This is a genomic window from Halarsenatibacter silvermanii, assembly GCF_900103135.1.
GTDB classification, from domain to species: Bacteria; Bacillota; Halanaerobiia; order Halanaerobiales; family Halarsenatibacteraceae; genus Halarsenatibacter; species Halarsenatibacter silvermanii.
Genome location: NZ_FNGO01000019.1, coordinates 1 through 21,554 on the forward strand (window position 1 = coordinate 1; position 21,554 = coordinate 21,554).

Annotated in this window: 23 protein-coding genes, 2 tRNA genes and 1 other RNA gene; 4 read left to right on the top strand and 22 right to left on the bottom strand. The window is 44.9% G+C overall.

Annotated elements, in window-relative coordinates; genetic code table 11:
- Positions 1–303: cupin domain-containing protein (locus BLT15_RS09685; protein ID WP_089761131.1), on the bottom strand; the 303-nt coding region annotated here is incomplete at its 3' end.
- 285 nt (positions 304–588) lie between these two features.
- Between BLT15_RS09685 and BLT15_RS09690 the strand changes: the two genes are divergently transcribed.
- Positions 589–1,161, top strand: a complete 573-nt coding sequence (locus tag BLT15_RS09690) for a TetR/AcrR family transcriptional regulator (RefSeq protein WP_089761133.1) — start codon at positions 589–591, stop codon at positions 1,159–1,161.
- Between the two features lie 481 nt (positions 1,162–1,642).
- Here BLT15_RS09690 and BLT15_RS09695 read toward each other — a convergent pair whose 3' ends face one another.
- Genes BLT15_RS09695 through BLT15_RS09705 form a run of 3 tightly spaced genes read right to left on the bottom strand, consistent with a single transcriptional unit; the run spans position 1,643 to position 3,378 of the window.
- Positions 1,643–2,053 carry an OsmC family protein gene (locus tag BLT15_RS09695; protein ID WP_089761135.1) on the bottom strand — a complete coding sequence of 137 codons (411 nt, stop codon included), beginning with the start codon at positions 2,051–2,053 and terminating at the stop codon, positions 1,643–1,645.
- A gap of 13 nt (positions 2,054–2,066) precedes the next feature.
- Positions 2,067–2,546, bottom strand: a complete 480-nt coding sequence (rlmH, locus tag BLT15_RS09700) for a 23S rRNA (pseudouridine(1915)-N(3))-methyltransferase RlmH (RefSeq protein ID WP_089761216.1) — start codon at positions 2,544–2,546, stop codon at positions 2,067–2,069.
- 4 nt (positions 2,547–2,550) lie between these two features.
- Entirely contained in the window at positions 2,551–3,378 is an 828-nt protein-coding gene (locus BLT15_RS09705) for an MBL fold metallo-hydrolase (RefSeq protein ID WP_089761218.1), read from the bottom strand.
- Between the two features lie 102 nt (positions 3,379–3,480).
- Here BLT15_RS09705 and BLT15_RS09710 point away from each other — a divergent pair, with 102 nt between their 5' ends.
- Together BLT15_RS09710 and BLT15_RS09715 are read left to right on the top strand one after the other, a co-directional pair.
- Positions 3,481–4,545 (top strand): protein-glutamate methylesterase/protein-glutamine glutaminase, encoded by a 1,065-nt coding sequence (locus BLT15_RS09710; protein WP_089761138.1) that lies wholly within the window; start codon positions 3,481–3,483, stop codon positions 4,543–4,545.
- 10 nt (positions 4,546–4,555) lie between these two features.
- Positions 4,556–5,326 carry a CheR family methyltransferase gene (locus tag BLT15_RS09715; protein WP_089761220.1) on the top strand — a complete coding sequence of 257 codons (771 nt, stop codon included), beginning with the start codon at positions 4,556–4,558 and terminating at the stop codon, positions 5,324–5,326.
- A 62-nt stretch (positions 5,327–5,388) separates the two neighbouring features.
- Here BLT15_RS09715 and BLT15_RS09720 read toward each other — a convergent pair whose 3' ends face one another.
- The 10 genes from BLT15_RS09720 to guaB all read right to left on the bottom strand — a co-directional run bounded on the left by BLT15_RS09720 (position 5,389) and on the right by guaB (position 15,539).
- Positions 5,389–6,054, bottom strand: coding sequence for a redox-sensing transcriptional repressor Rex (locus BLT15_RS09720; RefSeq protein ID WP_089761140.1), 666 nt, complete (start codon positions 6,052–6,054; stop codon positions 5,389–5,391).
- 213 nt (positions 6,055–6,267) lie between these two features.
- Positions 6,268–8,229 (bottom strand): methionine--tRNA ligase, encoded by a 1,962-nt coding sequence (gene metG / locus BLT15_RS09725; RefSeq protein ID WP_089761142.1) that lies wholly within the window; start codon positions 8,227–8,229, stop codon positions 6,268–6,270.
- Positions 8,230–8,517: 288 nt separating this feature from the next.
- On the bottom strand, positions 8,518–9,390 hold the full coding sequence (gene rsmI / locus BLT15_RS09730; RefSeq protein WP_089761144.1) for a 16S rRNA (cytidine(1402)-2'-O)-methyltransferase: 873 nt from the start codon (positions 9,388–9,390) through the stop codon (positions 8,518–8,520).
- Positions 9,391–9,398: 8 nt separating this feature from the next.
- On the bottom strand, positions 9,399–9,731 hold the full coding sequence (locus BLT15_RS09735; RefSeq protein ID WP_089761223.1) for an initiation control protein YabA: 333 nt from the start codon (positions 9,729–9,731) through the stop codon (positions 9,399–9,401).
- Positions 9,732–9,786: 55 nt separating this feature from the next.
- Positions 9,787–10,641, bottom strand: a complete 855-nt coding sequence (locus BLT15_RS09740; RefSeq protein WP_089761147.1) for a PSP1 domain-containing protein — start codon at positions 10,639–10,641, stop codon at positions 9,787–9,789.
- Between the two features lie 21 nt (positions 10,642–10,662).
- Positions 10,663–11,706 carry a DNA polymerase III subunit delta' gene (gene holB, locus BLT15_RS09745; protein WP_089761149.1) on the bottom strand — a complete coding sequence of 348 codons (1,044 nt, stop codon included), beginning with the start codon at positions 11,704–11,706 and terminating at the stop codon, positions 10,663–10,665.
- A gap of 14 nt (positions 11,707–11,720) precedes the next feature.
- Positions 11,721–12,080, bottom strand: coding sequence for a cyclic-di-AMP receptor (locus tag BLT15_RS09750; RefSeq protein ID WP_089761151.1), 360 nt, complete (start codon positions 12,078–12,080; stop codon positions 11,721–11,723).
- Positions 12,077–12,703: a dTMP kinase gene (gene tmk / locus BLT15_RS09755; protein WP_089761154.1), complete on the bottom strand. Its 627-nt coding sequence runs from the start codon at positions 12,701–12,703 to the stop codon at positions 12,077–12,079. Before tmk ends, BLT15_RS09750 begins: the two co-directional genes overlap by 4 nt.
- Positions 12,704–12,817: 114 nt before the next feature.
- Positions 12,818–13,759, bottom strand: a complete 942-nt coding sequence (gene trxB, locus BLT15_RS09760) for a thioredoxin-disulfide reductase (RefSeq protein ID WP_089761156.1) — start codon at positions 13,757–13,759, stop codon at positions 12,818–12,820.
- Between the two features lie 301 nt (positions 13,760–14,060).
- Positions 14,061–15,539 (bottom strand): IMP dehydrogenase, encoded by a 1,479-nt coding sequence (guaB, locus tag BLT15_RS09765; protein WP_268762246.1) that lies wholly within the window; start codon positions 15,537–15,539, stop codon positions 14,061–14,063.
- 354 nt (positions 15,540–15,893) lie between these two features.
- On the opposite strand from guaB, the gene BLT15_RS09770 reads away from it, so the two are divergent.
- On the top strand, positions 15,894–17,012 hold the full coding sequence (locus tag BLT15_RS09770; protein WP_089761159.1) for a DUF362 domain-containing protein: 1,119 nt from the start codon (positions 15,894–15,896) through the stop codon (positions 17,010–17,012).
- A gap of 95 nt (positions 17,013–17,107) precedes the next feature.
- Here the strand turns inward: BLT15_RS09770 and recR are convergent, their stop codons facing one another.
- From recR to tadA, 8 genes are all read right to left on the bottom strand, one after another.
- The gene (recR, locus tag BLT15_RS09775) at positions 17,108–17,719 is read right to left on the bottom strand and encodes a recombination mediator RecR (protein ID WP_089761162.1); all 612 of its coding nucleotides are present in this window, start codon (positions 17,717–17,719) and stop codon (positions 17,108–17,110) included.
- Positions 17,720–18,028, bottom strand: a complete 309-nt coding sequence (locus tag BLT15_RS09780; protein ID WP_089761165.1) for a YbaB/EbfC family nucleoid-associated protein — start codon at positions 18,026–18,028, stop codon at positions 17,720–17,722.
- A complete protein-coding gene (dnaX, locus tag BLT15_RS09785) occupies positions 17,955–19,817 on the bottom strand; it encodes a DNA polymerase III subunit gamma/tau (RefSeq protein ID WP_089761167.1) in 1,863 nt (620 codons plus the stop codon). The genes BLT15_RS09780 and dnaX overlap by 74 nt, the downstream gene beginning before the upstream one ends.
- Before the next feature lie 61 nt (positions 19,818–19,878).
- Positions 19,879–20,143: signal recognition particle sRNA large type (gene ffs, locus BLT15_RS09790), an RNA gene on the bottom strand.
- 123 nt (positions 20,144–20,266) lie between these two features.
- Complete coding sequence (locus BLT15_RS09795) at positions 20,267–20,596, bottom strand: hypothetical protein (protein ID WP_089761169.1); 330 nt, start codon at positions 20,594–20,596, stop codon at positions 20,267–20,269.
- A gap of 156 nt (positions 20,597–20,752) precedes the next feature.
- Positions 20,753–20,846: transfer RNA gene (locus tag BLT15_RS09800), tRNA-Ser, on the bottom strand.
- Positions 20,847–20,966: 120 nt separating this feature from the next.
- Positions 20,967–21,060: transfer RNA gene (locus tag BLT15_RS09805), tRNA-Ser, on the bottom strand.
- 18 nt (positions 21,061–21,078) lie between these two features.
- Entirely contained in the window at positions 21,079–21,510 is a 432-nt protein-coding gene (gene tadA / locus BLT15_RS09810) for a tRNA adenosine(34) deaminase TadA (RefSeq protein ID WP_200769744.1), read from the bottom strand.
- Positions 21,511–21,554: the final 44 nt, after the last annotated feature.

Here is a 21,554-nt window from a genome sequence, read left to right on the forward strand (position 1 = left end):
TTTTACATTGATCACGGAAAAATCTTCTCCTCTATCAGCTGATAGCGCCATCTCTGTATTTTTTGGACAGGGAATAATATCATCTTGCTTTACTTCAGCTTCTTCATCTCCTATAGCAATGGTGCCTCGCCCTGAAACTACATAAAAGAAAACATTAACCGGCACGGAATGAGATGGCACCTCATCCCCTGGTTTTAAAACTAAATTCATTATCTGAACATCTTCGTTTTTGTGAAGCTGTTTGGCAGTTACGCCTCTTTTGTTGGTTATTCCTTCGATCTCATCCATTTTAATTACTTCCATTAATTTTACCTCCCAGGATAAATTTTATACTTCTGACTGAATCACAATTCAATTATATAATTTTTGCTGGATAAAATCTGTGACATTAATCACACCGCTTAAATAAATCAAAGAATATAAATTTCAGTTTGACAAAGGAGATGATTTATTATGATACTAGATCTGTGGAGAAATTCTCACTGTCAGATGCAGTTAATTTCAACATTGAATATATTTATTGACAGACAGATATTATTTTTGATACTTTATGAGTGAAAGATCATTCATAAGAAAGGGGTGGAGGGGATGTCCTCGGATAAAAAGGATATTATTCTGAAGGCGGCAGTAGATATATTTGCAAGGGAGGGGTTTTACAATACAAATACCGCCCTCATAACAGAAAAAGCGGGCGTGGCCGTCGGTACTATCTATAATTATTTTGACAGCAAAGATGCCATACTGGAGGAGATCTTTGCTAAAGAACTGGAAGATCGTCTGCAATCCCTGGAGAAATTATCCGCCAGGTCCGATCTGGCTGCCATGGAAAAGCTGGAGGAATTTTTATTTCATCATTTTGCTCGCATCAAAAATAATCCCAGTCTGGGCAGGGTGCTGGTACGAGAAAGAGAATTTCCACGCAAAAAGTCTGAAGCGATAAGAAAGTATTTTTACAGTATACCTCAAAAGATCGAAAAACTGCTCGTAGAAATAGAAAATGAAAGCGAGATCGAAATTGAAAATCCCGAAATATCAGCTGCCATAATTTTCGGTTCAATTCAGGGAATCATGGACAATGCCCTGCGCAGTGATAACCTGGATTCGCTTGACAATGCTCACAGTGTCCTGACTTCACTGCTTAAAAAAGGTATAAAAAAATAAGGATCTTCTCCATAACAGTTGTTGTGATACTTTAAGATCGGCTTAATAATGTATATTACTGGAAGCTGTAAAACGAAGTGATACTTGAGATTTTTCGCAATCCCGGTCAGTTACCTGGCCAAAAATTAAACTTAGGCAGAGAAAAATTTCTCGTGAACAGAGTTTTATAGCTTCCAATTAAAAGAGTGATTGCACTGCATAAAGTCAATTTCATAATATATCGAAAATATAATCGCCTTCATAGCAAGGATCATATCAATCAAGTTGTCAGTAAAATTGCTTTTCGCAGTGCAATCACTTAGTTCCTGGAAAAATTAGCTGTCGGATAGAAATTGAAGGCAGATGAGATTGTTTGTACCTGTTTAAACTGAGTCACCCGAAAGCTTCACACACCCTCTCTGAGCTCAATAACTTCAACAATGTTTTTACTGCCTGCTATATGGTATGAAACTGTCCTGGCGCACTAAAGAAGATTCATTTTTTATTCTTTTATGAGCTCACAGCTGGTTTCCTGCTCGGCGGCTACGGAGTTGCTGGCCGAACAGTATTTTTCGTGGGAGAGGCTGACGGCCTGCTCCAGGTCCTTCTGGCTCATATTGCTGCCGGTTACCCTCACATCTATTTCTATCTTATCAAATTTGCGCGGATAATCATCAGCTCTCTCACCGGAAATTGCTATCTCCACGTCCTCGATATCAGCCTGTTTTTTGTCGAGTATTTTGACTATATCTATCCCCATACAGCCGGCTATTCCGTGCAGAAGAAGCTCTAGCGGGCTCACTCCCCGATTCTCTCCACCAGCCTCACGCGAAGCGTCTGTGACTACCTCATGACCAGAATCTCCCAGACCGGTAAAACACAGTCCACCCTGCCATTCAGATTTAATCTGCATATTTAATTCCTCCTCATTTATGATAGGGTTCGTTTGACTTTATTTTGAAGGCTCTGTAAAGCTGTTCAAGAAGAATCAATCTGATCATCTGGTGTGTAAAAGTCATGCGCGATAGCGCGAGGGAATAATCTACGCTGTCGAGAACTTCCTCGGAGAGCCCGAGCGATCCTCCAATCAGGAAATTCAAACTGCTGTGACCCTTGACCTGCAGGTTATTTATGGACTTGGCCAGTCCTTCCGAGGTCATCGGCTTACCCCGGGCATCAAGCGCTATATCATAACCTCTCTCAGGCAGTTTTTCCAGCAACCTTTCGCCTTCTTTTTTCTTGATGATATCGCCGGCATTTTTTTCATTTTTGCCGGCCATGCTCGCTTCTTTGACTTCTATTATGTTCAAATTACAGTATGATGATAACCTTTGAGTATATTCATTAATGCCTTGAACAATATAATCCTCTTTTATTTTTCCCACGGCAATAACATTTATCTCCATCATCTCAGTCTACGATACCTCCTCTACAATCCGTCCGGTAATGATGGATTTCTTCTGCTTCTTTCCGTGAAGCACAGGCTAAAACTACGTCTTCTCCTACCTCCCAGCCGGCTTCTCGCAGAGAATTCTTTACTGAAATATAGGCGAGCTCCGGTCTATTATTCTCCTCGCTCAAATGGGAGAGAACGATCACAGGTTTCCTGTCCCCATCAAAAGAGAGCAGCTGCGGCAAAAGCCTGGCCGCTTCCATATTGGAAAGATGTCCTCTCTGGCCTCTGATTCTCCTCTTGAGAAAATCGGGGTAACTCCCCGTTCGCAGCAGATCTTCATCATGATTGGCTTCCAGGACCAGCAGATCCAGCCCGGCAAGTTTTGTCCTTATCTCTTCGGTAACCTGACCTATATCGGTGGCCAGCCCAAATTTATCTCCCCCGCATTCTATGGTAAAACCTATCGGTTCGGAAGCATCATGGGGGAGGGAAAAACAATCAACCTGAAGATCTCCCATTCTGTAACTGCCGCCGGCAGATATTTTTCCTCCCAGGCTCACTTCACCCAGTTTTTCGCTGCAGGCGGACAGAGTGCCCGGGCTGGCAAATATAGGAAGCTCATATCGCCGGGATAAAACTCCAGCTCCATTGATATGATCACTGTGTTCATGAGTCAGGAGCAGCGCATCCAGATCCTCCGGATTCCGCTCTATCCGCTCAAGCCTTTTCTTTATCTCTCGGCCGCTCAGTCCTGCGTCTATCAATATCTCGGTGCCTTCGCCGGCGACATATATCGAGTTACCTGAACTGCCGCTGGCCAGCACTGCCATCTGTAATGACAATTTTATCACCTCATTTTGCTTAAAAATAGCCGGGCTCAAAAGAAGGACTTTCCTCCCATAAAGAGAAATTACTATTAAGCCCAGAAAATCAGGAGGAATATAATGATAAAAGTTCTCGTTGTTGATGATTCAGCTTTTATGAGAAAAATCTTTTCGGAGAATATAAATTCTGACCCTGAACTGACAGTGATAGATACCGCCCGCAATGGAAAAAAGGCACTTGAGAAGTTAGAATCTTTAAATCCAGATATTTTAACACTCGATATAGAGATGCCTGAGATGGACGGTCTGACAACTTTGCAGAAACTAAACGAAAAGTACCCTGATCTTCCGGTCCTCATGGTCAGCGCCCTGGACAACCGCGATACGGTAATGAAAGCACTGGATATGGGAGCTTTCGATTTCATCCCTAAACCCTCCGGCTCGATCTCGCTGGAAATCGATGACATAGCCGATGAACTTCTGGTCAAGCTCAAAGCGGGAGCCAGAGCCGGGTCAAAAACAGCCTCTGCTTCTACTCCTGCAGCCGCTGAAAAACCCACAATCCAAAAAAAATCTCCTGACAGAGAGAAAAAAACTGTATCCCCCCGCCGGGATGAATTTCCTGTTGTGGCTATAGGAGCCTCTTCTGGAGGACCGAAAGCTATCAAGCACGTTATGATGCATCTTCCAGCTGATTTCCCTGCCGCTCTGGCCATAGTTCAGCATATGCCGGCCGGTTTTACCGCTTCGCTCGCCAGCCGCCTCGACAAAGAAACCTCTTTAAACGTTCAGGAAGCTGAAAGCGGAGACCGCTTAAAGCCAGGTTCCGCACTTCTGGCGCCGGGCGACTATCATATGGAATTTGAAGGAATCAGAGCCAGACTAAATCAAAAACCTAAAAAATGGGGAGTCAGACCCTGTGCTGATTATATGTTGAGCTCGCTGGCTGAAAGTTTCGGCAGCAGAGTAATCGGTGTAATTCTCACCGGCATGGGCAGCGACGGCGGCGAGGGAATGAAAATGGTTAAATCCAGAGGCGGATATGGAATCATCGAAGATAAAAGCACCGCTCTGGTCTATGGAATGCCTGAATCAGCCATAAAAAAAGACGCCTACGATATAATTCTTCCGCGCCCCAAAATACCCCGCGAGATCACCAAAATAGTGGAAAGGAGACTGGTCTAAATTGGACTTCATGGAATTTAAGGATGAAGCCGCAGAACTATTAAATCTCAATCTGGATGGTTATAAGCTGAAGAGAGTCGAAAGACGAACCAAAAGCCTGATGCGCAGACACGATATCGATGATTTTGACGAATGTCTGGAAAAACTCGAACGCGACAGCGAATTCAGAGCTGCTTATTTAAACCACTTCACCATAAATACTTCCGAATTTTACCGAAATCCTGACAGTTTCGAATATCTGGAAGAGAAGATACTGCCCGAACTTCTGGAAGAACACGGTTCGATAAATATATGGAGTGCTCCCTGCTCAAATGGATCCGAGCCCTATACGCTGGCGATTATTCTCAATGAAATGGGAGTTAAGAAAAGAAATTATTCGATTCTCGCCAGCGATATAGACCCGGAAATTCTTGAAAAAGCCGCAGAGGGTATTTATCCAGAAAAAGCACTCAAGAACGTTCCAGATGAACTCATTGATAAATATTTTAACCAAATTTCAGATGAGCGAGACTCCCATCAGCTCAAAAAGAAGATCAGGAATGAAGTCGAATTCAAGAAAATGGACCTCATCAACAAAGGCTTTCAAAATGACTGGCACCTGATATTGAGCAGAAATTTCTTTATCTATCTGACCAAAGATCTCAAACAGGAGCTCACCCAAAAATTCGTCGATGTGCTCAATCCCGGCTGTTATCTTTTCCTGGGCAATACAGAATTTATATTCAATCCGAATAAGTTTAATCTGGAAAAGGTACAGATGTCATTTTATCAGAAAAATTAAATCATAGCAATGGTCGTAACATCGGTGCTGTCTGTTTGGCTGTACAGTTTGCCGGCATGCTGCTAATTTTCTTCTTCCTCTTCCTGTTCTTCTCTCTCCTGCCAGCTGAGATGATAGATCAAACTGACTATTCCCACAGCAAGATCTTCGTTTCTGACCGCCACTTCATCGGGAACATAAAGCCGGGTCGGAGCAAAGTTCCATATAGCTTTAACCCCGGCTTCTATCAGCTTCTCTGCCACATTTTGAGCCGCTTCTGCCGGTACAGCTATTATTCCTACCTTGACGTCTTCCTCTTCAATTGTTTCCTCCAGTTCCTTGGTGCTGCGCACAGTCAAATTTTCTATTCTATTATCGATTTTATTGAGGTCATTATCAAAAGCTCCCACTATATCAAGACCCATCTTCTCGAAACCATCATAATTGACCAGGGCTCTACCGAGGTTGCCGGCCCCGACCAAAACAGTCTGCCATTTTCTGTCTACACCCAGAATCTCGCCCACAGATTTCTTCAGGTCATGAACATTATAACCCACTCCCCTGCGTCCAAATTCGCCGTAATAGGAAAGATCCTTGCGCACCTGAGTCGGTGGTATACCCAGCCTGCCGCCCAGCTCCTTGGAAGAAACCACGTCCACTTCTTCAAACTTATCGAGTTTATCCAGGCAGCGGTAGTATAGAGGAAGCCTTTCGATGGTCGCTTTCGGGATCGAATCTTTATCCTTCATAATATCCCCCCAGTTTAGAATTATTTATGTCAAAGATTTTGAATTCTTCGCTATAATGGATAATGATTGAAATTTACTATAATGCATGTTAATTATAGCACAAAAAAAGCTATTATCGCAAAAATAACACCATATAGAAAAAAGTCAGGAAGCGCCCCTTCTTTCAGCCTGCATGATCAGAAAGAAGAGGCATTACTGTATCTGTTAAAATTATCAGCTGATTTCCGCTCCCGGTTCAACCCGGACATCGGGCTCGAGCAGAGAAAGCGATCCGTCTTTATCTTCAGCGGCCAGCAGCATCCCCTGAGATTCAACTCCAAAAATCTCTGCCGGTTCCAGATTTTCGATGACAGCTATCTGTTTATCCATAAGCTCTTCGGCGCTGTAATGCCGGGCCAGACCGGCAACCAGCTGTCTTTTTTCATCTTCTCCTATTTCGATGACCAGCCTGAGCAGCTTATCGCTTCCCGAAATTCTTTCGGCTTCTTCTATTTTGGCAACTTTCAATTCCAGTCTCTGAAATTCCCGGAAAGAAATCAAACCCTCAGGCATCTCCTTTTTTTCTTCCTGGGTCTGTTCTGTTTCACTATCGACTTCTTCGGTTTCTTCTTTACCGGCAAAGTATTCCTCCAAATCGATGCGCGGATAAATAGGGTCTCCTTTGCGGACTGATCTGCCGACAGGAAGCTGACCCCATTCATCAAGGTCGGACCAGTCCGACATAACGATTTCACGCCGGCAGCCCATCTGATGTCCGATCTCCTCGGGGGTGTCCACCATAAAGGGCTTGAGCATGATGGAGATAAACCTCAAAGCCTCCAGAAGATTATACAGAACTGTTTTTAACCTGTCGTGCTGATCTTCATCTTCAGCCAATATCCAGGGTCTGGTCTCATCTATATATTTGTTGCTGCGGCGAACAAAATTCATAAGCTCTTCAAGCGCCTGAGTATAGCGGAGACCATCTATCTGATCTGCCACGGATCGGGCTGTTTTAAGCGCCATATTTTTGAGATCTTTATCAATCTCAGACTTTTTATCCGGAGCCGGGATAACACCGGCAAAATTCTGTTCCACCATGCTTAGAGTGCGGTGAAGTAGATTGCCTAAATCATTGGCCAGATCGGAGTTTATGCGGTTAATCAAAGCTTCGGTCGAATAGGTTCCGTCAGAGCCAAAAGGTACTTCCCGCAGCAGATAATAACGGATGGCATCGCGGCCGAAGTCTTCAGAAAGCTCCATGGGATCGACCACATTACCGCGCGATTTGGACATCTTGCCGGTTTCTGTCAAAAGCCATCCATGGCCAAAAACCTGCTCGGGCAGGGGAAGATCAAGCCCCATAAGAATTGCCGGCCAGATGATAGTATGAAAGCGAAGAATATCTTTACCGACGATGTGAATATCAGCCGGCCAGTATTTTTCAAATCTTTGGTCGGACTCCGGATAACCCAGAGCAGTTATATAATTGCTGAGAGCGTCGATCCAGACGTATACCACGTGATCTTCATCGAAAGGTACATCGATGCCCCAATCGAATGTGGTCCGGGAGACGGAGAGATCCTCAAGTCCGTCTTCAATGAAGCTCAACATCTCGTTTCTTCTCGATTCCGGCTGAATAAACTGAGGATTTTCCTTGATGTGGCTGTAAAGATCATCTGCGTAATCGCTCAATCTGAAAAAATAACTCTCTTCTTCCACCCATTCCAGCTCACGGCCGCAGTCAGGACATTCGTTCTCCGTGCCGATTTGATGCTCACGCCAGTAAGTTTCACAGGGAGTACAGTACCAGCCTTCGTATTCATCCAGGTAAATATCCCCTTTATCATGAAGCGTATCGAAGATATGTTGGACTGCATCTTTATGATACTGGTCGGTCGTGCGTATGAATTGATCATAATCGATACCCAGAGTTTGCCAGAGGTCGACGAAGGTGCCGACAATTTCATCAACAAAATCTTTGGGATTTTCTTCGGCTTCAGCAGCCCTTCTCTCGATTTTTTGTCCGTGCTCATCGGAACCTGTCAAAAACACGGTGTCGTAACCTTTCATCTCCTTAAAGCGGGCGATGGCATCAGCTGCAACGGTGGTATATGCATGTCCTATATGGAGCCTGTCGCTGGGATAATAAATGGGTGTGGTAACGTAAAAAGTATCAGACTGTTCTTCCGTCATTATTCATCCCCTCATTTTTGTCTTTAGATTTATAAATTTAGGATCTTCTCAATGTCAGCTGATTTAATATAGTTTAAATCATATTCATACTGCTTATTACTGGAAGCTGACCCGAACTTTGAAAAATTTCCAGTATCACTTCGCTTTATAGCTTCCGATACTCTTTAAGCCCCGGCAATTAAGATTATAAGCAACGCTGAGTATACAGTATATATGAAAATTTAACCAGCTGTATTCGAAGAAAAACCTGATTTTATGTTTTTGATATAATATGGTTAACTTTATTCTTCAGCTTTCCTCCGGCCGGGCATCTATGGCTATGGCTTCCTCGTAAACTTCGCTGCGGGAAAGTTCTCTCTCCTCGGCCACAATCTTTATGGCTTCTTTTTTGGGATAACCTTCATCCATCAACCTTCTAACATGTTCGACAATGCTGAGATGTTCGTAACCTGCCTTTTCATCTGCTTCTTCTTTGCCTGCCAGCACCAGCACCACTTCCCCCCTGACATCCTCCTGAGTCAGTCTTTCGGATAGCCCGGCACAGGTCCCATAAAGTTTTTCTTCGTGGATTTTGCTGATCTCCCTTATGAGGGTCAAATTTCTGGCCGGCATAATCTCAGCCAGATCTGAAATAGTGGCGATGGTCCGATAAGGTGACTCGTACAGAACAGAAGTTCTCTTTTCACGCTTGAGGGCTTTCAGCCGATTTTGCCTCTCTCCGCCTTTTTTGGGGAGAAATCCTTCAAATACGAATCTATCGGATAGAAGACCTGAAGCAACCAGAGCCGGTATAAGAGCGGTAGGACCGGGAAGAGGAATCACCTCAATACCCGCCTCGATGGCCTCGCTGATCAGATGCCGTCCGGGGTCAGAAATGCCCGGCGTGCCGGCATCACTGACCAGAGCCACCTCTTTGCCTCTCTTCATCTTCTCCAGGAGCTCCTGGCAGCGTTTCCTGGCGTTGTGTTCGTGATAGCTGATCATGTCAGTTTCTATATCGTAATGAGAGAGCAGACCCCCGGTTCTCCTCGTATCTTCACAGGCGATTACATCGACCTGGCGCAAAATATCCAGAGCTCTGAGTGTTATATCCCGAAGATTTCCTATGGGAGTAGGACATATAAATATTTTTTTTTGATCTGAGTCCAGCTCATCATTCATGAGCTTATTTACTCCCCCTCGTTTTTTTGCTGTCTCTCCAGCAGTTCCCGACAAAAAAGACAATCTCTATCCCGCTTTTCCCCGAAACTGAGAGGACATATATGGTATTCTTCTTCATATAAATGGCTCAGGTATTCGAAGGCCTGAGGAGAAAAGTCATCCTCTGCTTCTACCTCTTTTTTCTTCAGGGCCAGCTCACGCAGTTCTTTGTTTTCCTGGCGAAGTTCTTCGTTTTCCTTGTAAAGCTCGTAGGTTTTGCTCTGAAGCTCTTTAAACTTCTGAGACAGTCTTTCGATCTCCTCCTGGAAGTGGGCCAGAGCGCTCAGAAGCTCTTCATCCATAAATGGCCCTCCTATATTTATATCTTGATATTTAATATCCTGATAACCGGATTTTCTATTCTTTATTAATATCTTCAGCCCTACCATCATCGATCTCTTCATCACGACCGGGATCATAGCCTGGCAGCTGGCCGGCATCGATTTCCACTGTTTCATCTTCACTCAAACCGACCTTCACAGTTTTCTTGATCAAATTACGATCAACTATCTCCCCCGAACCTATTTCCAGATCCACGGTTTCCCCTCTATCGGGCATCTCCTTTTTCATATCCTTATAACATTCTTTTTCATATCTCAAACAGCACATCAGGCGTCCGCAGATGCCGGAAATCTTGGCCGGGTTGAGGGAAAGCTCCTGCTGTTTTGCCATGTTTATGGAGACAGGTTCGAAATCACGCAAAAATCTTGTGCAGCATGAAGGCATACCGCAGGGGCCGAGGCCGCCTATCAGCTTCGCTTCATCCCGAACTCCTATCTGTCTGAGTTCTATACGGGTTTTGAAAATATGAGCTAAATCTTTCACAAGCTCGCGAAAATCCACCCTGCCATCAGCTGTAAAATAGAAAATTATTTTATTATGATCGAAGGTGTATTCAACATCCACAAGCTTCATCGGCAGGCCGTGTTCTTCTATTTTATCCAGGCAGATGCCAAAAGCTTCTTTTTCCAGTTCTTTATTCTCATAATACTGTTCTTTATCGCGAATTGTCGCTTTTCTAATCACAGGTTTGAGCGGCTCCACTATCTCATCCTGGCTGACCTCTTTGGGCGGTTGAATAACAAGACCGAATTCAACTCCTCTGGAAGTTTCCACGATTACATAATCGTTCTCCTCTATCTCCATATCTCCGGGGGCAAAATAATATATTTTGCCGGCCGGACGGAAAGTAACACCTATTACTGTTGGCATAAAACCACACACCCTTTTATTTTACAGATCACTTCCCTGATAAACGGAGGCCTGAAGATCTACCTTTTCCGTCTCATCAGCCTCCATTAATGTTTTTAATTCAAAAAACAACACGGATAGAACCAGGTCTGACATTACATTGGCATCTATGTCATCAGCAGCTTTCTCAACGAGTTCCAGCATACGCGAGAGCTGATCGAAATTGCTGCTGGTTGCTATTGCTTCGATATCCTGCAAAAAATTATGATTGCGCACGTCCTCAGATCTCGAACAGCTGTAAACGATCAAATCCCGGCACCACTCCGAAAGGATCTGTATTAGCGGAAAATCTTCAGCGAACCAATCGGACCACTTAGAAACTGCGGAAAATATTTCAATATCGTTCTTCTGCTCAAGACCGGCGAGGAAATTCAGAACTTCGTTTCTTCTTTCCAGAAGCTCTTCTTTTTCAGCCAGTTCTTGAGCCCGCCCGGGACTGCCGGCGGCCAGCCGGGCAATATGGGAGGCAAATTGGGGGCGAATACCCTGTTTCTGTAAAAGAGAGGCAATTTTTTCCCGGGAGAGCGGATGCAAATTTAACTGCTGACACCGGGAAATAATTGTTGGCAGCAGTCTGCTTTCCTCCGAGACCAGCAGAATCAAAACTGTATAGGCCGGGGGGTCCTCCAGCGATTTGAGCAAACTGTTCGCCGCCTGGGCAGTCATTTCCTCCGCCTTTTCGATCACAAAAAATCTTCGCCCGGCTTCAAAGGGCTTCAGGGCCAGCTCCCGCTGCAGCTCCCTAATGACGTCTATCCCCAGACTTTTTTTGCTCTCAGCTGGTCCAAACACCTGCACATCCGGGTGATTATCGTGAGAAATTTTCTGACAGTTGAGACAACGACCACAGCTTTCAAAGTTTTCGCGGGAACAGAGAGACGCAGCAGCCAGCTCCAGAGCCAGCGCTTTTTTTCCCAGCCCTTTCGCTCCAGAAAAAAGGTAGGCATGGGAGAGTCTCTCTTCGCGAAGCTGATTTTGCAAAACATTTTTGGCAAATTCCTGGCCGGGTATCTTGCTCCAGCTCATCCGGTTCACTCCAGCTAAAGTTTTTTGAACTGTTCAACCTCTATAACAAAAACCGTTGCTCCCCCGACCTCAACTTCCATGGGGAGGGTATGATAGCTCTGCATTTCAGCGGCGATTGGTGACAGCGGAGAGATGGTTCTTTTTCTTTCCCGGCAGTTTTCATCGATAATTTCCATAAGCTCATCCAGATATCTGGCTGCGGTGCCGATAAAAAAGGTGGTGTTTCCTTCTTTCAGAAAACCTCCGCTGCTTTTAAGTCTGGTAACTCTAAAGTGAGCTGTTTCCAGGCTCGATTCCAAAATATCAGCATCGTTATCGTGCACTATAGCTATTACCAGGCGAGCATCTTCGATAGAATCATTTTTATCACTCATAAAAGCCTCTCCTCTATCTTTTTTCTGAGCTCTTTTTGAATATCTTCCGCATCTCTATCAGCTTTTATGACTACAAAGCGATCACTATCACAGGCCAGCTGCAGATATCCCTGCCGCACCCGGCGATGAAAGGAGATCTCTTCTCTTTCAAGTCTATCACCCAGATCATCAGCAGCCAGTGAACGAGCCCGGCTGAGACCGATCTCAGCCTCCAGATCGAGCAGGAAGGTCAGATCTGGTTTTAAATCCCTGACAGCCCAGCGATTAATCTTTTTGATCATATCGAGATCGATTCTCCGTCCAAATCCCTGATAGGCCAAACTCGAATCATAATAGCGATCGGATATTACAATTTTCCCCTGCTCTAAAGCCGGAGCTATTACCTTCTGCTGATGCTCGGCCCGATCAGCAGCATAGAGCAAAATTTCGGTGCGGCGATTCATGCTGTCAAGTCCGGGGTTTAACAGCAGATCTCTAATAGATTCTCCTATAGGAGTTGCGCCTGGCTCCCGGGAGATCTTAACTTCTCTCCCCTTTTGTTTAAAATAATCTCCCAGCTTCTCAACCTGAGTCGTTTTTCCTGAACCCTCAATTCCTTCCAGGGTTATAAAAACGCCGGTCATCTCTGCTCCCCCTGACTGTTCAATGCCAAATTATCCTGAGCTAATTCACTATATTTAGATTAATTTTATCACAATAAGGGGGTATAATGCAATTTCCCCGACACAGTGCGAGTGCTATCTTTTGAGCTGGCGCAGATAGCTGTTGGCTTCCATCGCGGCTTTAGCTCCCGAAGCAGCCGCAGTTATAACCTGCTGGTAATGATGGTCCTGAACATCGCCAGCGGCAAAAACTCCTTCTCTGCTGGTCTTCATAAATTCATCTGTTATGATATAACCCCAGTCATCACATTCTAACTGTGAACAGACTAAATCCGTGTTTGGCTCATAACCTATCGATATAAAGAGGCCGGTGACTTCCGGCAGTTCGAATTCCTCTTCTTTTTTCTTATCCTCCAGCACCAGACCGTCCAGACCTTCATCTATCATCAGTTCAGTTATCTCTGCACTCAAAACAGGTTTGATACTGTCGTTGGATTCTATCAGCTCTACTGCAGTCGGGCCCGCTCTGTACTCATCACGTCGATGGATGAGATAGACTTTGTCTGCAAAACGGGTTAAATAATCGGCCTCTTCCAGCGCGCTGTCTCCCCCGCCGACAACGGCCACCGTTTCATCATCATAAAGAGCTCCATCGCAGACAGCACAGTAAGAAACACCATCACCAGTGAGTCTTCCCTCATTTTGCAGGCCCAGCCGGCGCGGATGAGCTCCGGTGGCTATTATCATTGTCCGACTCTGCAGTTCCTGCATGTGAGTGACGACCGAAAAAGGCCTGCTCTCCAGATCTATGGATTTGACCTCTTCAAAGAGAAGCTCCACCTGCTGATTTTGAGCCTGTTCCACCAGCTTCTGTCCGAGTTCCGGACCTTTTATTCCGTCCGGAAAACCGGGGAAATTTTCCAGCACATCAGTATTCATAATCTGACCTCCCGGGTTGGGCCCATTTATAGTTACAGGCTTAAGGCCTGCCCTGCCGGCATAAATACTGGCTGTTAGACCGGCCGGTCCTCCTCCAATTATTATTAGATCATGCGTCTTTCTGTCAGCATTACCCATGATTAACTCCCTCCCGATTAATATTTAAATTTATATCTTCTTGTCTTCAGTTAGTTAATAGGTGTGTCAAAAACCTCATTTAGTTGTACTGGAAGATATAAAGCTTCGTTCACAATGAAATTTTTCCCCGATCTTATACGATATCTATCAACTGATAACAAGAAGATCCTTAATTTATTACAAAAAATTTACCGGCCCGAAGGCCGGAATATAATCCAGTAATTAATTTAATCAGCAAACTAACCTATTTTCAATAAAACAGTTAACACTTTCACAACAGCGGCCCCGGGCTCCCAGAAAATTAATTTTGCTCATCGAGACTGTAATTGGGAGCCTCGCGGGTAATATTGATATCGTGGGGATGACTTTCTCTGAGGCCGGCGGGTGAGATCCTGATAAATTCGCCTTCTTCCTGTAAAGCTTTTATATTTTGAGTCCCGCAGTAACCCATTCCAGAGCGAACTCCTCCCACGAGCTGGAAGATAGTATCGGCCAGAGGACCTTTGTAAGGCACTCTTCCTTCTACCCCTTCTGGGACCAGCTTTTCATCCTCCGCCTCATCCTGAAAATATCTGTCCTTGCTGCCTTCCTGCATGGCAGAAACTGAACCCATCCCCCGATAGACTTTGTAACTGCGGCCTTTATATATCTCTTTTTCTCCTGGGCTTTCTTCGGTCCCGGCCAGCAGACTGCCGATCATAACCGCATGGCCGCCGGCAGCCAGAGCTTTGGCTATATCCCCGGAATATTTTATGCCTCCGTCGGCAATGATGGTCTTACCGTGCTTTTGAGCGGCCCGCGCTGCGGAAAAAATAGCGGTGATCTGAGGCACACCTATCCCGGCCACAACCCGGGTTGTACATATAGATCCGGGGCCTACACCAACTTTGACTATGTCAGCTCCTTCGGAAAAAAGATCATCAGCGGCCTCTTCTGTGGCGACGTTGCCGGCAATTAGAGGGACCTCCGAATATTTCTGTTTCAGGGATTTAACCATTTCGATCACATCCTGAGAATGACCGTGAGAGGTATCAATAACCAGCATATCCACCTCGGCCTCTACCAGTTTTTCAGCCCGTTTCATGCCGGCTTCGCCGACACCAACAGCGCCGGCTACCCTCAACCGGCCCTGCTTGTCCTTGCTGGCATTGGGATGTTCTTTGACTTTTTCTATATCTTTTATTGTAATAAGACCTTTTAAAACATTATTCTCATCGACCAGGGGCAGCTTTTCTATTTTGTGCTTTTGCAGCACAGATTTTGCCTCTTCTAGAGTGGTCCCTTCCGGAGCCGTGACCAGATTCTCCTCGGTCATCACCTCTTTGATGGGGCGGTCGTAATCATCCTCGAACCGCAGATCTCGATTTGTAAGAATGCCGACAAGCCTTTTATCATCATCAACTATCGGCACCCCTGAAATGCGGTATCTGGACATCAATTCCTCAGCCGAGTAAATGCTGTCCTGAGGAGAAAGATGAAATGGATCTATTATAACACCACTTTCCGATCTTTTTACTCTATCGACCTCAGCAGCCTGTTCTTCGGCTGTGTAATTTTTATGCAGAACTCCCAGCCCCCCCTCTCTGGCCATAGCGATAGCCAGATCAGAATCCGTGACTGTGTCCATGCTGGCGCTGAGTATAGGCACTTCAAGTTCTATATTATCAGTTAGCCTTGTACTGGTATCAACATCACGCGGTTTTATTCTGGAATGCGCAGGCTTTAAGAGCACATCGTCAAATGTGAGTGCTACTTCCCCCATCTTATCTGAAAAATCCATAAATTTCTCCCCCCAATTGTTTTTGGTTCCTCTTGTTATCAGTTGATAGATAGTGTAATTAAATAAGCTTTTTTGACACCCCTGTTTACCAGCTAAAGACAGGAAGAACCTTGCTTTTATCCGATTGTTTTATTTAAATAAGTTTAACAGAGTTATCCTGCCGTGTCAACACCGGCTGTTTTTAATAATGGTTCTTCTTGTTATCAGTTGATAGATTAGGAGTTTTAGACTTCTGTAAATAATTAGCCGGAATACGCCCTCCTTGCAAAAACTTTCGAAATAATATATATTTGTTACGTGAACCTACTTAATATCAATAACTGACACAGAATTAAAAATTATAGGAGGTCAAATATGAAATCCAAAGTTTACTTCGCTGATACACGCGCCGAGAGCGGCAGCGAAAGTCTCGTCGAAAAACTTTATCAACTATTTCAAAAAGCTGGTTTTGATGAGATAATCGAGGAAAATGACTTTACCGCCATCAAACAGCATTTTGGAGAAGCCGGTAACACCGCCCATATCAGACCGGTTTTTACTCGCAGACTGGTGGAAGCTATAAGAGAAGCGGGTGGAGAACCTTTTTTAACCGATGCCAATACTCTCTATGAAAGGCAGAGATTTAACAGCATAGATCACCTCAACACTGCCTACTCTCACGGTTTTACTCCGGCCACAGTAAAAGCTCCAATTATAATAGCGGACGGCCTGACCGGAAGGTCATCCCGGGAAGTCGAAGTCAATCTGGAAACCTTCGACCGGGTAAAACTGGGCGAAGAGATCTGCCAGGCGGATAGCATAATTAGTCTGGCCCATTTTAAAGGACATGATCTCACTGCTTTTGGTGGAACTTTCAAAAATATCGGTATGGGATTGGGCAGCCGCAGCGGAAAACAGATGATGCATTCGACGGTTGAGCCTTCAATAGATGCTGAAGAATGCGTTAAATGCAGGGAGTGTGTTAAATATTGTCCGGAAGACTGCATAATTATCAATAAAGATGAGAGTTATATCATCGAAGAGGACTGCATAGGCTGTGGAGAATGCGTGATTTCCTGCAATTACGACGCAATCTCGATAGTATGGGAGGCGAGCAGCATCGGTGTCCAGGAAAGAATGGTGGAGTTCACCTACGGAGTACTCAAAGTTCTCGATGAAAAGGCCGGTCACATCAATTTTATAACCGATGTAACCCCTGACTGCGACTGTCCTTCCTGGAGCGATCAGCCAATAATTCCTGACCAGGGTATCATAGCAGGAAAGGATCCGGTAGCAGTCGAACAGGCCTCACTTGATATGGTCAATCAGGCTGAAGTTCTCCCCAACTCCGAGCTCGGTGAATATCAGGGGGAGGCCGCCGGCAAAAATAAATTCGAGCTGCTTTACCCGGAAAGCGATGGAGGAGTGAGATTAATCGAATACGCTGAAGAGCTGGGCATGGGCAGCAGAGATTATGAACTTGAAGAAATTTAAATTCAGAGCTTAAATGGAAAGACGATTAGAAATACAGAATCCGCCCGCAGACTGATATTCGTAACTCTCGATCAGCAATAAGCGGGCGGAGTTTACTATTTATTATCCAGTTTGCTGCGTCCTGAGAGGGCTCTAGAAAGCGTCACTTCATCAGCGTATTCAAGATCTCCTCCGGCAGGCAGCCCCTGGGCCAGCCTGGTGACATTTACATCTTCATCTTCAAGCTGACGTCCGATATACATGGCTGTGGCGTCTCCTTCGGTGCTGGGATCAGTAGCAATTATTACCTCTTCCAATTTTTCTTCATTGCGAATCCTTTCGACAAAATTATCCAGATACAGTTCTTCTGGACCAATATCATCCAGAGGCGAGATCAAACCGTGCAGCACGTGGTATAAACCTCTGTATTCATCCGTTTTTTCCATAGCTGCAACGTCGCGAGGGCTCTCGACCACACAGAGCATCTCCCTGTGACGATCCGGGCTGCTGCAGATGCGGCAGGGATCCTCATCTGTTATATTATGACATTTTGAGCAATACTGAATTTCTCTGCGCGCTTCCAGCAGAGAATCAGCCAGCTCTTTAACCCTTTCCTGCCTTTCCTCAAGTATGTGAAAAGCCAGCCTGGTGGCCGTTTTTTCCCCGATGCCGGGCAGCCTCTCAAGCCGAGCTATCAGCTTTTTTAAAGAGCCTGGATAGGAATACATTTAGGGCATCCCGGGAATATTCATGCCTCCGGTTATATCTCCCATCTCATCATTTATCATATCCTGAACCTTGTCCATGGCCTGTTTGGTTGCAGCCAGGATAAGATCTTCCAGCATTTCAACTTCTTCTGGATCTACAACTTCAGGATCGATCTGCAGATCAACAAGCTCCTGATTTCCGTTCATAACAACTTTGACAGCTCCGCCTCCAGCTGTGGCTTCAACCTCTTCGTTTTCAAGCTCCTCCTGCTTCTGCTGCATCTTCTTCTGCATCTGCTGAGCTTTTTGCATCATCTTCTTCATATCCATGATTATTACCTCCCTGACATTTTTTGACTGCCTGCGAAGAAACCGTGATAATTTCTCCACCCAGGCGCTGCTGAAGTTCTTTCAGCAAATTTGGTTCCTGATTGCTGTCTTCAGCTTCCTGACTTTGATTTGCAGATGATGAATCCAAATCTTCTCCGTCAAATTCTGATTCCCCCTGCAGTCTGATGATAACTTCCACACCTTTATCAAAATTTTTATTGACAACCCGGCTGATAAACTGTTTTTCCTTGCGAGCCTGGTTGCAGTGAAATTCCTTTTCCTCCGGAAATTCCAGAATAAGCCTGCCATCTTCCAGACGAGGAGGTAGACTCTCCTTTAATTTAGCATGCGTTTTTATATCATGGCTGCGAATTTCATGAAGGATTTTTTGCCAGGGCAGATCTACTCCTTCTGGCTCTACCTCCGAAATCTTTTCTTTTGCCGAACTATCAGGAGATTCCCGGGCTTCCTTTTTTTCTGTCTTTTCTCGTTCTATCGACTTTTCGGCAGTTTCCTTTTTGCTGGTTTCGCTGCTTTCCGGATAACTTTTTTTATTTTCTACTTTTTTCCTGCTGCTGATTTGAACTTTTTGATCCTCGCCCTTTTCACCAGCGGTTAGTTTTTCCAGGCTTTTTTCCAGATTATCCACCCTTCTCTGCAGCTTTTCAATTCCAGCAGCTGAAGAAGTCTCCTGGATTCCGGCCGAATTTTCGCACAATCTGATAAGAGATGATTCGAGTAAAATATCAGGTCTATCAGCGTAACGCAGTCTGCTGTCCAGTTCAATAAGTTCCTGCATTATCTTTCCGGCTTCCGAACGAGAAAAAAGCTGACTATCTTCCTTGAGGCGGGTTTTTCTGGCTTCGGAAATGCCCGAGGTGGCGATTTCATAACCATCATTGAGAACCAGAACAATTTTTCTCATATAATCCAGCAGGTCCGAGACAATCCTGTCCACGCTCCTGCCACGCTGCTGTAAATCCTTAATAATATCGAGAGAGTCAGAGGAACTGCCCTGTGATATGCTCGCTGCCAGTTCGGAGAGAACGGAAATATTTATTTTACCGAGCAGATCTTCAATTTTTTCTGGAGTTAAAGCACCGACCGAAAATGAAATCGCCTGATCGAGGATACTTATGGCATCGCGCATCCCTCCGTTGGAGCTGTATGCGATCATGTTTAAAGCTTCTGTTTCATACTCCACATTTTCTTCACTGCAGATGTATTTCAATCTTTTAGCAATTTCGGGTTCAGTCAGAAGTGAAAAATCAAATCGCTGGCAACGGGACAAAACGGTAGATATAACTTTGTGCGGTTCTGTAGTGGCCAGAATAAAAACTATGTTATCCGGAGGTTCTTCAAGGGTTTTTAAAAGAGCATTAAATGCCTGATCGGTCAGCATATGAACCTCATCTATTATATATACTCGGTATCCTCCTTCGCCCGGCTGGTATTTGACCTGTTCTCGGAGTTCCCTGATCTCATCAATACCCCGATTTGAAGCAGCATCAATTTCGATAACATCCATTGATTGACCAGATTCTATACGTCGGCAGTTATCGCACACTCCACAGGGCTCCACTTCTTCGTCATCCCTGCAGTTTAAAGCGCGGGCATAAACTTTGGCCATGGAAGTTTTACCGGTACCCCGGGGGCCAGCAAAAAGATAGGCATGAGCTATACGGTCATACCTGATGCTATTTTTCAAAGTTTTTACAACCCCGGTTTGTCCTACAAGATCGGAGAATTTAACCGGTCTGTATTTTCGGTAAAGGGATACAAAGCCCATGCGTGAAATCTCTCCTTTGACAATAAAGTTCCCCCGAAAGTATGACAAAAATTAAAAAGGGCCGCACACCGTCTTCGAATTCCTCCCCCGGAGCGTTACCCCAACAGTTAGCTCGAGCCAGGCTCCCTCGCGGCACATGGAAACATCTGCTTACCGCTGCTTCCTCCCGGACCTGACGGGGTTCACAGAGCTCCATTGCGCGAGACCCGGCTGTCATTACCACTTATTGGGGCCAGGCCTCCAGGGGAGAAATCCTCAGAGCGGCCTTCGACCCTGCTTAGCGGCTTGCAGGTTACAGGGCACCGCTACCACCCCGTCTAGTGCGGCCACACTTTTTTGCATAAACACAAATACGAAACAAAATTTAAATAAACCAACTCTTCTAAAATACATATCTTCATCGTCCGATGTTTATTTTAACTTATTTATGATGATTAATCAAGGGGAAATTAACCTGATAATTCCTGTTTTATTGGTTTGAGTCTGCTGATCAGACTGGCAGAGACCTCTTCTATGGAGGCAAATTTATCAGATTCTTTCTCCAGGCTGACAGCCTTCTCACTAATCAGCTCAATTTTTTCGATGATATCAGCAAGTACTTCTTCCGAATTTATGACGAAGACGGTATCCTGACTGGTCATGAAAATTGAAAAATATCCTTCTTGATCATCAGCCGGCAAAATGCCACACCATTTTTCGGAAATATCCTTGAGAACTGAAATTAACATTTCACCTTCAGGCGAAGAAACAATTATACCTGTATCAATAAAGTCCTGCATAAATTGAAGTCACCTCTATTCTTTCTTTGTTATCCATTATAGGATAAAAGATTTAGAAAGTTAAGCTAAGCTGAAAAATATAGGATGAAATCTATAAAAGCCCGGGTAAAAAATCCCGGGCTACAATATCTCCGTTTTTCAAATAAGAATACAAAATGGCGGAGAGGGAGGGATTCGAACCCTCGGTAGGCAACAAGGCCTACACATGATCTCCAATCATGCACCATAAGCCAGACTCGGTCACCTCTCCGCGATTTATTAAGAATTTTAATCAGCTTATATATACTGCTTAACTACTACATATTCTTTCCTGCTGCACTGTCACATTATAAAGCTTTTCGTACTGAATTTCAATGGTCAATTTTATTATTGGCGGAAGGGGAGGGATTTGAACCCCCGAGGCACGATGAAGTGCCTACTCGATTTCGAGTCGAGCGGTTTAAGCCAGACTCACCCACCCTTCCGCATATAAATTTGTTAATTTAATTCCTCAGATCCTGAAAAAATTTTTTGAGAAGCCTGCTGCTCTCTTCAGCCATTTTCCCAGATATAACTTTTACTTGATGATTTAGCCTCTCATCACCAAGCACACTGTAGAGAGAATCTACAGCACCATTTTTGGGGTCTTTAGCTCCGTAAACCAGCAGGGAAATCCTTGCCTGCAGGAGAGCACCGGCACACATAAGACATGGTTCAAGGGTGACGAAGAGAGAACAATCTTCCAGGCGCCAGCTGTCCAATCTTTGGGCGGCTTTTTTGAGTGCAAGCATCTCTGCATGGGCACCAGGGTCCTGTTTGGTCTCGCACAGATTGTGAGCCTGGGCAATAATCTCTTTTTCTTTTACTACCACAGCACCTACCGGTACTTCGCCTCTGGCAGCTGCTTTTTTTGCCTGATCAAGAGCTATATCCATAAATTTGCGCTGAAAACCTTTATCTATCACTTTAATCCTCTTCC